This is a genomic window from Leyella stercorea (assembly GCF_021531355.1).
Lineage (GTDB): Bacteria > Bacteroidota > Bacteroidia > Bacteroidales > Bacteroidaceae > Prevotella.
In genome coordinates, this window is record NZ_JADYTS010000012.1 from 1 (window position 1) to 13,301 (window position 13,301).

The 13,301-nt window shown below is 49.3% G+C and carries 11 protein-coding genes and 2 pseudogenes; 6 read left to right on the forward strand and 7 right to left on the reverse strand.

Annotated elements, in window-relative coordinates:
• Positions 1-65: 65 nt before the first annotated feature.
• Positions 66-1,103: pseudogene (locus tag I6E38_RS04695) on the forward strand (PD-(D/E)XK nuclease domain-containing protein); the annotation flags it as partial.
• Between the two features lie 204 nt (positions 1,104-1,307).
• On the opposite strand, the gene I6E38_RS04700 reads toward I6E38_RS04695, so the two are convergent.
• The 7 genes from I6E38_RS04700 to I6E38_RS04730 all read right to left on the reverse strand — a co-directional run bounded on the left by I6E38_RS04700 (position 1,308) and on the right by I6E38_RS04730 (position 8,685).
• The gene (locus I6E38_RS04700; protein WP_235392927.1) at positions 1,308-2,711 is read right to left on the reverse strand and encodes a TolC family protein; all 1,404 of its coding nucleotides are present in this window, start codon (positions 2,709-2,711) and stop codon (positions 1,308-1,310) included.
• A complete protein-coding gene (locus tag I6E38_RS04705; protein WP_235392928.1) occupies positions 2,695-5,883 on the reverse strand; it encodes an efflux RND transporter permease subunit in 3,189 nt (1,062 codons plus the stop codon). Before I6E38_RS04705 ends, I6E38_RS04700 begins: the two co-directional genes overlap by 17 nt.
• An 8-nt stretch (positions 5,884-5,891) precedes the next feature.
• Complete coding sequence (locus I6E38_RS04710) at positions 5,892-7,007, reverse strand: efflux RND transporter periplasmic adaptor subunit (RefSeq protein ID WP_235392929.1); 1,116 nt, start codon at positions 7,005-7,007, stop codon at positions 5,892-5,894.
• A gap of 5 nt (positions 7,008-7,012) precedes the next feature.
• Positions 7,013-7,204: a hypothetical protein gene (locus I6E38_RS04715; RefSeq protein WP_235392930.1), complete on the reverse strand. Its 192-nt coding sequence runs from the start codon at positions 7,202-7,204 to the stop codon at positions 7,013-7,015.
• Complete coding sequence (locus I6E38_RS04720) at positions 7,194-7,469, reverse strand: hypothetical protein (protein ID WP_235392931.1); 276 nt, start codon at positions 7,467-7,469, stop codon at positions 7,194-7,196. Before I6E38_RS04720 ends, I6E38_RS04715 begins: the two co-directional genes overlap by 11 nt.
• Before the next feature lie 428 nt (positions 7,470-7,897).
• Entirely contained in the window at positions 7,898-8,494 is a 597-nt protein-coding gene (locus tag I6E38_RS04725) for a GNAT family N-acetyltransferase (RefSeq protein ID WP_235392932.1), read from the reverse strand.
• Entirely contained in the window at positions 8,491-8,685 is a 195-nt protein-coding gene (locus I6E38_RS04730; RefSeq protein WP_177831165.1) for a hypothetical protein, read from the reverse strand. The genes I6E38_RS04725 and I6E38_RS04730 overlap by 4 nt, the downstream gene beginning before the upstream one ends.
• An 889-nt stretch (positions 8,686-9,574) precedes the next feature.
• On the opposite strand from I6E38_RS04730, the pseudogene I6E38_RS04735 reads away from it, so the two are divergent.
• From I6E38_RS04735 to I6E38_RS04755, 5 genes and pseudogenes are all read left to right on the forward strand, one after another.
• Positions 9,575-9,835: pseudogene (locus I6E38_RS04735) on the forward strand (DUF4134 family protein); the annotation flags it as partial.
• Between the two features lie 198 nt (positions 9,836-10,033).
• Positions 10,034-11,206 (forward strand): site-specific integrase, encoded by a 1,173-nt coding sequence (locus I6E38_RS04740; protein WP_235392933.1) that lies wholly within the window; start codon positions 10,034-10,036, stop codon positions 11,204-11,206.
• Between the two features lie 28 nt (positions 11,207-11,234).
• Positions 11,235-12,503, forward strand: a complete 1,269-nt coding sequence (locus I6E38_RS04745; protein ID WP_235392934.1) for a site-specific integrase — start codon at positions 11,235-11,237, stop codon at positions 12,501-12,503.
• Between the two features lie 141 nt (positions 12,504-12,644).
• Entirely contained in the window at positions 12,645-12,962 is a 318-nt protein-coding gene (locus I6E38_RS04750; protein WP_004302115.1) for a helix-turn-helix domain-containing protein, read from the forward strand.
• 2 nt (positions 12,963-12,964) lie between these two features.
• Positions 12,965-13,282 carry a hypothetical protein gene (locus I6E38_RS04755; RefSeq protein WP_235392935.1) on the forward strand — a complete coding sequence of 106 codons (318 nt, stop codon included), beginning with the start codon at positions 12,965-12,967 and terminating at the stop codon, positions 13,280-13,282.
• Positions 13,283-13,301: the final 19 nt, after the last annotated feature.

Here is a 13,301-nt window from a genome sequence, read left to right on the forward strand (position 1 = left end):
CAAGGCAAGACCTATGATTTCAATACTGCAGACAAACTCAACACATTGCTTATAAACGCTTTGGTTTCTACAGTCCGCTGAAAGATTGCGACCCATACCTGCGCTTTGTGTTCCTCACAGGCATAACAAAATTCTCGCAACTCAGCATATTCAGCGAACTGAACAACATAAAGAACATCAGCATGCTGCCCGAATATGAAGGAATATGCGGCATAACCAAAGAGGAACTGCTGACCCAACTGTCCGAGGACATAGACGAACTTGCTGCCAGCCAAAAGCTTACGCGCGAACAGACAATTGAGAAATTGCGCAGCAACTACGACGGCTACCATTTCACATGGCCGTCGTCCGACATCTACAACCCGTTCAGTCTGCTCAACTGTTTCGCCGACAAGATGTTCGACATGTACTGGTTCTCAAGCGGAACGCCAACTTACATGATAGAGATGATGCGGAAATTCGGCGTTATTCCGTCGGACATAGGCGAAGGGGTTGATGCCATCCGCCCCGAATTTGACGCTCCTACAGAGAACATGGAGTCGCTCACTCCGTTGCTTTATCAGAGCGGGTACCTAACAATAAAGAATTTCGACGCTTTTGGCGAAGTGTATCATCTCGGCATACCCAACAAGGAAATACGTGTGGGACTGTTCCAATCTCTGTTGCCAAAATATCTCGGCAACAAGGGAGGGCGCGGCGGTACGGCCGTGGCAAAGATGGCTTCGCTCATCAACCGCGACGACATGGACGGCGCCCTGCGGCTGATGAAAGATTTTCTGTCAACCGTTCCTTATTGCGACAACACGAAATATGAAGGGCACTACCAGCAACTGCTCTACATAATGTTCTCGCTTCTCACCAACTACCGCATGCAGGTGGAAGTGCGCACCCACAAGGGACGCATCGATGCCGTGCTCGAAACATCGAACCGCATATATGTAATTGAAACGAAATTAAACGGCTCGGCAGAAGAAGCCATGCGGCAGATTGAAGAAAAGGCTTATGCCGACGCTTACAAAGACGCAGGCAAACCTGTGACTAAGGTGGGAATAAACTTCAACGTGGAAAACGAAGCCAATTTCACGGAATGGGTGATTAAATAACCATCTTTTTTCACTTTTAATCAAGCCATATTCCACCCCATTCAAAAACAAGCCTTGTTTGCTCTGCAAAACGAACTTCTTTGCAATCAAAACAAGGCTTGTTTGCGTTCCAAACAAGCCTTGTTTTTAAAGCGGCAAAATACTGCCGGTTTTCACACTCAATTCAGCTTCTGCCGCACTGCGGCATCCACCGCCACGCGAAGCTTACGGCAGAGCCTGATAGAGGGCTATCAAGGAAGCCACCTTCATGTAGCAGTTTTGCAACACGGTCATCTTCGCCGAAAGCAGATTCTCCTGCGCCGTGAGCACCTCAAGATAGTTGCTGCTGCCATTCTGCTGCAGCAAACGGGTGGACTTCACGGTGCGCTCAAGCAGTTTCACCTGATTGTCGAGCAATGCCGACTTTCCGTTGTAAGTCTGCACCTGCGTCAAAGCATCGTTCACCTCCACTCCTGCATTTAGCAGAGCCTGCTGAAATTGCAGGCGCGCCTCTTCCTGCTGCGACTGCTTTATCTTCAAGTCCGCCTTCAACCGTCCGTTTTGGAAAATCGGTTGCGTGAGCGAAGCTATCGCTTCAAAGAGCATCTTGGCAGGATTCACTATCACGCCAGCCGAATTAGTCCACCCCGCCGTACCCGTAAGGGTAAGCGAAGGATAGAACGCCGCCTTTGCCTCTTTCACCGCATAAGCTGCCGCCGCCAAGTTCATTTCGGCCTGACGCACGTCCGGGCGCACCGACAGGCGCGACAAGGCGATGCCCTGCCCCTCCGCAATGTCGGCACCCATAGACTCCGAAGCACTCTGAAGCAGACTCCTGCCGCCGCCCGAACTGTCGGCATCGAATGCCATAACAACGGTATTTGCACTGTCGCCCAAAAGCTTTTTCATGGCATTCTCGCTCTCGCGAATCTGCTGTTCCAAGTCCACTGCCGTCACCTTCACCTGCTCACGGCTCGCCTCCGCCTGCGAAACGGCGGCATCGGTGTACTGTCCTTCTTCCATGAAAGCCTTCATAGTCCTCACCGTCTCGTTCCAGACATCAACCGACTGGCGCGCAAGCGACAGCTGCGCATGCAGCAAGGCGCAATTGTAATACTCGCGTGCTATGCTCGCCACAAGGTTCACCTGCACCGCCTGCCGATAAGCCTTGCTGCTTTCCACGAGCATTTTCTGCTGCATTTTGGCGTTCTTCAGTTTGCCGAACAAGTCAATCTGCCAGCTTGCCTGCAACGGCAGCGAGTAGGTCTTCGACGCACGTTCGCCGCCGAAACTGCTTATTCCGGCACTTGGCGAGAATGCAAGCGAAGGCAGGTTGGCAAGGCGTGCCGACTTGAGCGTGGCCTCAGCCTCGCTTATGCGCAGGCGCGCCACATTCAGGTCGGTGTTGTGGGCGAGTCCGCACTCTATCAGCCGCTGCAACTGACTGTCGGCAAACACCTTGCGCCACGAGTCGCCGTCGAACGAATATCCTTCAGCGGCATCGGTCGGTGCCACCACGCCGGTTGCCGTTTGTGCCGAAACTTCGGGCGCAGACAAGGTGCAAAGGCACAACGCAATACCACAAAACGCGCCACTGACCAATGTATAACGATTATTTTTCATCTTCATTGTTTTTTATGCTCATAAACGATTCATGCTCCGCCGCCGTCTGCACATCAGCCTCTTCGTGCTTCGGTCCTCTCACGTATTTCTCCTGAAGATACTGGAACACGATGAAGAACAAGGGGACGACGAAAACCAATGCCGACGTGCCCACAAGCAGTCCACCCACCACTCCGGTGCCCAAAGCACGGTTGCCGTTGGCTCCCGCCCCCGAGGCGAAGACGAGCGGAAGCATTCCTATAACCATCGTCATCACCGTCATCAATATCGGGCGGAACCGCGCCACGGCCGCACTGTAGGCAGCCTCAACAATGCCCATGCCCTTGCGGCGGCGCTCCGAGGCGTATTCAGTGATAAGAATGGCCGTCTTGGAAAGCAGACCGATGAGCATTATGACACCAGTCTGAAGATAGATGTTGTTCTCCAAACCGAAGATGCGTGCGAAGAGGAAACTTCCCATCAGTCCGAACGGCACGCTGAGAATCACCGCAAACGGCACAAGGAAACTCTCGTAAAGGCACACAAGAATGAGGAAGATGAGCATAACGCAGAGTCCGTAGACCACAACTGTCGACGCGCCGCCCTGCTCCGCCTCCTCGCGGGCAATGCCGCCGTATTCGTAAGAGTAGCCCGACGGGAGCGTCTGCTTTGCCACTTCGGCGATGGCGCGCTGCGCTTCGCCCGTGGAGTAGCCTTCTGCCACATCCACGTTTGCCGCAATCGAACTGTAAAGGTTGAAGCGGCTCGCCCCTTCTGCGCCCACCGTCTTGCGGAGCGAGGCAAACTGGCTTATGGGAGCCATGCCGTCGTCGGTGCGCACGAAGATGCGGTTGAGTGCAAACTCGTCGGTGCGGTATTCCGGCGAAGCCTGCGACATCACGCGGTAGACCTTGCCGAACTTGTTGAAGTTGCTCACATAAGTGCCGCCGGTGTATCCGCCGAGCACGTCGAGCACATGCTGCGACGACAAACCGGCACGCTCGCACTTCGCCGCATCCACATCAATGTCGTACTGCGGAAAGTTGATGCTGTAAGACGAGAAAGCCATTGCAATCTCCTTACGGTCGTTGAGCGCCATGAGAAAGCGCTGCACATTGTCGTAGAACACCTTGGCATCGCCGCCCGTGCGATCCTGCAAATTCAGGTCGATGGCGTTGCCCTCGCCGTAGCCGGGAATCATTGCGTCCTCCATGCAGAACACCGTGGCTTCCTTTATGGCTTCCGTTCCGGCCTGCATACGGCCGATAACCGCCCCTATGCTGTGCTCGCTTCCCTTGCGTTCTCCCCACTTTTTCAGCGTTATGTAGAGCGCACCGTAGCACGAGCCCGTGCCTCCTCCGAAACCGTCGATGCGTGCATAGCTTGCCACTTCGGGCTGCTGGTTCACCACTTTCTCCACACGTTCCATTATCTTTCCCATTTCCTCCATCGAGGTTCCGGGCGAAGCCGAAACGAACATCTGTATGAGTCCCTTGTCCTCCTGAGGCACAAGTCCTGTGCGCGTGGTGCTGATGAGGTAGGCAAACAGCGCCACCACGATGCCGAGAGCCGTCCATGCCGTCCACCGGCGACGGAAGAAGAACATCACGCCACGCTTGTATTTGCCGAGCAAGGCGCTGTAAGTGGCGTTGTAAGCCGCCTTCACCCTGCCGTTGAGACTCTTCGCTCCCTTAGTTCCCGATGCCGGGCGCATGAGCAGTGCACACAATGCCGGGCACAAAGTGAGGGCGCTCACCATAGAAAGACCCACCGCAGTGGCCATGGTTATGCCGAACTGTGTGTAGAAGACGCCTGCCGTTCCGCCCATGAAGGTGACGGGGATGAACACCGCCATGAACACGAGCGTGCAGGAAACCACCGCCATCGTGACGTCGCTCATGGCGTCGCGCGTGGCAAGATAAGGCGACTTGTAGCCTGCGTCGAACTTCGACTGCACTGCTTCCACCACCACGATGGCATCGTCAACCACCGTTCCGATGGCGAGCACAAGGGCAAAGAGCGTGAGGATGTTGATGGCAAATCCGGCTATCTTCAGGCAGGCGAACGTGCCGACAAGCGACACTATGATGGAAAGCGACGGTATGAGCGTGCTCTTGAAGTCCTGCAAGAAGAAGTAGACAACGAGTATCACGAGCAGAATTGCAATGACAAGCGTCTCCACAACTTCGTGAATCGACTCGAAAAGGAAGTCGTTGGTGTCCATGAAGGTGACGAACTTCAGCCCGTCGGGCAAGTCCTTTTTCATGTCGTCAAGTGCCTTGTTGATGTTGTTGTTCACTTCCGTCATGTTCACTCCAGACACGGGGAACACCTGAAAGCTCACTCCCGGCTTGCCGTCGATTATTCCCTTGAAGTTGTAGGCGGTGGCTCCGAGTTCCACTTTCGCCACATCCTTCAGCCGCAGCAGGTTGCCGTCTTTGTCGTTCTTGAGCACAATGTCCTCGAATTGCTTCACATCTGCATAACGGCCCTTATACTTGATTGTGTATTGGAAAGCGTTTTTGCTCTGCTCTCCCAACGCGCCCACCGCCGCAACAAAGCTCTGCCGGTTGATGGCGTCGTTCACATCGTCAGGCTCCAAACCGTATTGTGCCATCACGTCGGGCTTCATCCACACTCGCAAAGCGTAGGTGCTGCTGTAGGCTTGCACATCGCCCACGCCCTCGATGCGCTTCAACCGGGGGAACACATTTATCTCCAAATAGTTGGAAATGAAGTTCTCGTCGTACTTGCCGTTGGTGCAAGTGAGACCAGCAATCTTCAAGAAACTGTTCTGACGCTTCTCCGTGCTCACTCCCACACGAGTTACTTCGGCAGGCAGAAGTCCCTGCGCACGCGCCACACGGTTCTGCACATTCACGGCAGCCACATCGGGATTGGTGCCCTGTTTGAAGTAGACCGAAATCTCAGCCGAACCGTCGTTGGAGGCGTTCGAGGTCATGTATATCATGTTTTCCACGCCGTTTATTGCCTCCTCAAGCGGCATCACCACGCTCTGCATCACCGCATCGGCATCAGCTCCGGTGTAACTGGTGCTCACATACACCGTGGGCGGCGCAATGTCGGGGTATTGTTCCACCGGAAGCGTGAACAGCGAAATGATTCCGGCAACCAACATTATGATTGAAACGGAAACCGCCATCGCCGGACGCTTTATAAAGATATTGCCTTTTTTCATTTATAATCTTATTTGTTTATAGCCATTCCTTCCTGCACAAGTCCTGCTCCGTCGGCAACAATCTCGTCGCCTGGCTTCAGTCCCGAAAGCACTATGTAGGTGCGGCCGTCGTTATAAGGCGCAACACTCACGGCTGTGGAGACGGCCTTTCCGCTCACGACCCGGTAGACAATGAGCTTGTCCTGCAAAGTGACGGTGGCCGACTGGGGAATGACAATCACTCCGTTATACTTGTTTTTCATCACCACATTGCCCGTGGCGCCACTGTGAAGCAGGCGTCCGGGGTTGGCAAAATCGGCGCGAAGCGACACGCTTCCCGTGCTTTTGTTGATTACTCCGCTGATGCTCGACACCTTGCCTTGCCTGACATACATGCCTCCGTCGCTCAGCATCAAGCCCACGCTGTCCATCAAACTGACCGCCTTTGCCATGGAACCGTATTTGCGCAGCAGTCCCAAGAGTTGGTTTTCGTCCATGGAGAAGTAGACATACATCTCGGAATTGTCCGACACGGTGGTGAGAGGCTGCGTGATTTCAGGCCCCACCAAGGCTCCTTGGCGGAACGGCAGCACGCCAACAACGCCGTTGCCGGGACTCCTCACAACGGTGTAAGACAGATTGTTGCGGGCACTTGCCTCTGAAGCGCGCGCCAAACTCACCTGAGCCTGAGCGTCGAGCCATGAGTTGTAAGCTAACAGAAGGTCGTGTTTCGACACGACCTTTTGGTCAAACAGGCGCTTGCGACTCTCGTAATTGAGCCGGGCAGTGGCCGATCTCGCCATAGCGGCGCGCACTTGGGCCGAAGCCTGAGCCAAAGCGGCGCGGAAAGGCACCGGGTCGATAACGAACAACGCCTGCCCGCGCTTCACCTCCTGACCTTCGCTCACGTTCACCGACACTATCTTGCCCTGCACTTGGGGGCGTATCTCAATGTCCTGCCGGCCCTGAATGGATGCAGGGAAGAGCTGCGACACCTCGGTGTCGGAACGCTTCACCACCATGGTTTTCCACTGTTTGCCGCCGTTATTGCCGTTTTCTCCGTTCTGGGCGGAATCTCCTTTGCCGCCGCATCCCACAAGAACGGCGGCGCAAAGAGCCGACAACAGAATAAAAGTCTGCTTCATTTTCACTATTTTCCTTTTTTGTTTTTTCCGAATACTTGTGCCTCCCAAGTTTCGTCTGCCATAATTCTGCGCCACAACACTTGTTTGCCGACAGCAGAAAGCATGCCCACAAGACTTTCGCCGCCACAATAAGACTGTGCCGAAAGCACGAAACCGAGGCTCTGTTTGTTGAAATATTGTGCAAAGTTACGCCTCATAATTGGAATAATTAATGTCAAACCAAGTCGCATCAATACCGAAGCGAAGCATATCGCCAATAGGTTTATGTAGAAAAAATGTTCGTCCTACAGTAAATGCCACACCATAATTACTTTTCAAATCTTGCACATTGTCTTGTGATATGGTAGCGTTCGTAAAACTCAAATTAATGAATTTCTTACGCCATTCCTTGCTTGTTTCTTGTGCATATATGCATATCGAAGAAACAACAAGTACCGAAAATAAAATAATCTTTTTCTTCATATGACTGAATAAGAGAAAGGGCGCAACCCTGTCCGATCACTTATTCAATTCTGAGGTACCGCCAAGTACCTTTGGGTAACAAGTAGGACGAAAGGTCACGCCCCGATACGGGACGTGAGCCATTCACAAACTTGTTCTACCCAATCTTCTTTTTGGCGGTTTTCAGAATTGAGAACAAGAGCGACAGCTCATGTGTTATATATGTCGAACCAGTAGTTTACCTTCCTTCAAGTTAACACTATTGTCCATTTCGTCAAATGATATGACAGAGCTGGACATTTGCTCTTTGGAGGTATTCGAGGAGGTTGCCCTCCTATTACTGTTCGCTATTTCTTCAATAATATCTGTTTTTTATCTACTATTTTATGTTCAACATTGTATTCTATCAATGTCCCCTTTGCAGGGGTAGCAGGAATGAATACGTGTTCCTACCTATATTCTTCTACCATCGACATCAAGTCGTAGAACATCAAGCGAGTGCTCAATGTTGTTTCTGAGGTGATATGACGGTAGTCTTTCTCCTGTTGCTCTGTACTGAACACTGTCGTGAAGCCATTTTGCTCATAAAACGCCATCGTTGATGAGGTGTTATATGCGTCAACAATCACAAATCGGCATCCAGTCTTGTTTAGAGGTTCGATGAACCAGAGTTTAATGAAATCAAGAACATCACTGCCGATATGCTTTGAACGGAATTCGGAAGAAACCCCAAGTCTTGCCACTAATACAGCAGGATAGTCCTTCAAGGCTTTTGCGTGTGGTATGCCAGCCTCGATTTTCTTTCTGCGTGCATTAGGCAAATCGCTTACCCTGACTCCTGCATTGGCAAGGGTAAAGGCGCATACGACTTTGTCTGAATCTTCATTTAACCTATAACAATAGGTCTTGCCCAACAACTGCTTGGTAAAACCAAAACAATCATTGGCAAAGAACTCGTCTATGTCAAGGTCTCCACAATTGAAGCCTTCAAGTTCCTTTGGCTCATTGACGGAAAACAGCGAGCAGTGTTCTTTCAAAAAACTCATCTTCTTCCTAAATGAGCTTTTGACAACATGCTATACAACTCGGCAAACTTCTTTTCAAGAATAGCCTCGTCTGCCTTCTTCTGCTCTTCCGTGCGATTGAGGTAACGCTGGTAATTAGCCTGCGCACGCTCCTCGAATCGCTGAGCCACTTCACCAGTCAGTACTGGTATGGATGCTATCGGTAGTGCCATATCTTTTATTATTTACTATTCAACATTATATATTACCTTGCAAAGGTACTTAGAAAAATTGAGAGTAAGCAAAGTTTTGGGATTTTTCTTAGTTGAACAAGCTGAAAATCCTACTTTTCGAGCTGATTTTAGCAAAAATCGACAAGTAAAGACTTGTTGTTAGGTACATTTTGGGAACAACTGAAAAACGTTGGTCGTCATTTCCCCTCAATCTCAACTACATATCATTACCCTTTCACATTCTCGGTAGAAATGCACAGTACCTTTGTAATGGTGAACGAATCGTTCAGCGTAGAAAGCAGCTCACTTCAAGATGAAGTCCGATACATCAGACCTATCTTTCCCTTTTTTCGATAGTCCCTTTTCAAGCAAAGGGAAAAGAAGGAAACAAGGATGACGGATAGAAGCTGATTACTGACACACAAGACCCATCTTTTCTTCTTTGAATAAGCAAAGCTACATCTCGGCATAATTGCCCAAGCAAGCTTGGCAAGTTCTGCTCTCGATTTGCATTTGCTTTCACGGCAAATAGTCTATATCGCATTGTGTATGATGTGGATTCAAAACACCCCATCGGAGAAGCAAAGCCAAGACTATTTAGTTCTTCCATAGTTACGACAGGAAACGCACAGTTATAAAGCCAAGGCAAATCCCGTCTCCAGTTATATCCAGTTGTCTTCACTTGCCATGTTTAGTTTCGCAATCGGTCAAAATGCCGTGTTAATGAATGTAAACGGAGAAATCGCCATTTGAAGCCTAATTTATCTTACTGAACCATTGTCTTTGGGTATAACCCACAAGTTTGCTTTCTTGTCTCATTTTGGGAACAATTTTACTATCAAACTTAAAAATATATACTGTATATCAATGACTTATGAAGATATTGTGCGTTTCGGAGGAGATTGCCAAGTATGTACCTATCGTGGTGAAGCTCTGCTATGCCATTGCAGGTGTCGTTGCAATTGTCGGAGCCATAAGCGTTTACATCGCCATGAACAACGAGGAACAGGACGTCAAGAATATCTTAGTCCTCCGAAATACGTTTGAAAAGACAAGAAAGCAAATGAAAGTAAATGCGCTAAGTATCAATGCTTTAAGCGATAATTTGAATTTTCCGATGTTTGCTAAACTCACTCTTAAAAAGACATAAAAGACTGTTTTTTGTTTCCGTTTTGTTTCTCGTTTCTCGGTTTATTTTCTTATCTTTACATCAGTTTTCCGAAGTAAGGGAAGAGAAAGAAAAGCAAATGTCAGCATAGGAAACCATATCTGACATAGACTTTCAACAAGAGGGAGAAAGACCCTCCAATGTAGCAGAATACAAAAACAAAATAACACTTCATACATTATGGCAAGACCAAAGAAACAAGTAAAGCTGAAAGAGCCGATTAAAATTCGGTTGAAGTCGCTCGCAGATGACAACAAGAGTATCTATCTTGACATCTACTATAAGGGAGTGAGGAAGTATGAATACCTCAAACTCTACCTCGTCCCCGAAATCAACCCTGTCTGCAAGGAACAGAACAAGCAGACTATGGCGGTTGCAGAACGCATCAAGGCAGAGCGCATCAAAGCCCTGCATGGTCATGGCATACAGGACTGGGAGACAGTAAAACAAGGCTCGATGCTTCTTACCACATGGATAAAGAAGTATTGTGAAGGTGGTGTCGGCATCAAGAAGTCAACGCTCCATTGCCGTGTGGAAATGATGCACACTGTGGAGAAGTATCTTGACGAGACTAACAAAGGCTTCATTGCGCTTGAAGAGGTCAATGCGGAGTTCTGCCGTGGATATGTGAAGTTCTTGCGAAACTTCCCAAACTCCCATATCAAGTATGGCGAGCCAAGACCTATCAGCGAGAATACGGCAAGCCGATACCTCGGAATGTTCTCCACTGCTCTCAACAACGCTGTGCGACAAGGCATTATCCGCAACAACCCTATGAAAGAACTGGATGCACGTGAGCGCATTCAGCCCAAGGACGGCAAGAAAGAGTATCTGACCATTGAGGAACTTCGTACCCTCATGGCTACGGACAGTTATCGTCCAGAAGTCAAGGAGGCTTTCATCTTCGCCTGTTTTACTGGATTGCGATTAAGCGACATGTACCGTCTTGCTCCGATGCACATCTTCAAGACCGCTGACGGAAAGGGCGAATACATAGACATGGAAATGCAAAAGACGGAGAAGCCAGTTATAATACCTCTCTCGGAAGAGGCTAAGCGGTGGTTGCCAAAGCAAAGAGGAAATGAAATTCCTTTCTTTGATATACCAACCACACAGACCGTTATAGGCAGGGCTCTCCGCAAATGGGCGGAAGCGGCAGGGATAGAGAAGCATATCTCATTCCATAGCTCACGGCACACGTTCGGAACGATGATGCTCACGCTCGGTGCAGACCTTTTTACCACAAGCAAGCTGATGGGACATTCCAACATTCAGACCACGGAAATCTATGCTAAAATCGTGGATAAGAAGAAGGAGGAAGCCATCAACCTCATTGACGGTATGTTCACATAAATCATTGACAACGAAAATATATAGAGACATGACAATAACTATCAGACAAAAGGCACTTGCCAACGACAACATAAGCTTGTATCTTGACATCTACGATGGTGGCAAGCGCAAGTTTGAATTTCTTTCCCTCTATTTGTTGCCGGAGGTTGATGCAGAGACCAAAGCAAGAAACGAAGAAACATTGCAACGTGCTCACCAGATAAGGGCAGAGCGTATTCTTCATCCAGAGACCATCCCAGAGGTAGGTCACTTGATGATTGTGAAGGAAATCCCCAATGACGAGTCTCCCGAAGTCTTGGACTGGATCCAGACTTACATCGACTGGATGAGCGACAATACAGACTATTCCAAGGCTATTGTTGACCAGTCAAAGTATCTGAAATACCTAATGAGCGAGTTCCTTGCCAATAAGCGCAGACCTCACATCACTTTGAGGAAGTTCGACAAGGAATGGTTCAAGGCTTTCTTCCTTTGGTTGAAGAACGACTATGTACCACAGAAGTATGTACGAGTTGAAGCCAAGCCTTTGTGTGAAGGCTCCCTTCACAATGTTCAACAGCGCATAGTGACGGTGTTCAACAAGGCGGTCAAGTTCGGCAAGTTGAAGGCTAACCCTTTCTACCAGTTGGAGAAGTCAGACATCTTTCCCAAGCCGAAGTCATCACATAAGCAGTATCTCACTCCCGATGAACTGAAAAGGTTCATGGCTTCAGATGAGAGAAGTCCAGGAGTTGCAGAAGCACAGAGAGCTTTCGGTTTTGCCTGTCTGACAGGACTTCGTATCAGCGACATCAAGGCTCTGCGGTGGAGCGACATCAAGAGAAACAAAGAAACGAACACTCTTGTAATCGTCCAGAAGAAAACAAAGGCTCTCAATGCCGTACCAATCGGCAATACCGCCTTGTCATGGATGCCACCCAAAGGCGATGATGATTTTGTGTTCCACCTTCCTGCTAAGGCTAATGTGGATGCAGCCCTTAAAAGGATAGCCAAAAAGGTGGGCATTGAGAAGAATATCTCTTTTCACTGTTCCCGACATACATTCGGAATTTTTGTGCAGGCGGTTACCGGCAACATTGAGACTACCAAGAAGCTGATGGGACACAAATCGCTCAAATCCACAGCCATCTATGCAGATGTGCTGACGAATGAAAAGGTCAAGGCTGTTGACAACACGAAGAAAGCCTTTCGAGGTCGCAAACAACGTGAGGAGAACAAGCAGATACCGAAGACAAAGCGGACAGCAGCCACCAACACCCATCCACGCAGAATAACTTTTTTACAGGATAACAAGTAAACGGAACTTTTCAGGATAACAACCAGTAAATTTCACTTTTGTAGTTCCCCATTTTTCGGGCAGGGATTTCTCTCTGCCTTGGGGGACTACACTTTCAAAACAAGCAATACAACAAATCATAAACAATTAAATTACAGGATAATGAACAAAACTATCGACACCGAGACTCTTCTTTTGAAGGTAGAGTCACATGAGCACCGCATTGGGATAATGGAGAACCTTCTCCGTGATGCCAAGCAAGTATTGACACTGGAGGAAGCTGCCTTATTCATGGGTATATCAAAGAGCAGTCTCTACAAGATGACACACAAGCATGAACTTCCGTTCTTCCGTCCCAACGGCAAGATTATATACTTTGAAAAGTCCGAACTCTTGAACTGGATGCGCCAGAACCGCAGTATGTCCGAGGCTGAGACCAAGGCTGCAGCGACCAAGCACATGAGTGAACTTTGTAAATAGACATGGCGATGATGAAGGACGATATTTCCCATGAGGAGTACAGAAGCAAGTTGGCAAATGTTGCTGACCTTGCCGTGAGCTACATCAATACTGGCAACGGCTACTTTCGGATGCGTGATGCTTTCAATGGACTTGCCGAGCAATGCGGAGCCAACAAGGGCATCAATGATGAAGCAACTGTCGGCAGAAGAAAACTTCTTGCCCAGTCTGTTTGCATTGAGTGCATTTCACGATTAAGCAATCATTCTAATGACAGGTTGCAAGGCGAGCTCTATGTTATAGCAGAGGACATTTCCCCAAGGCGAGGACGGCACAGATGATTTTCTCTTTACTGAGAAA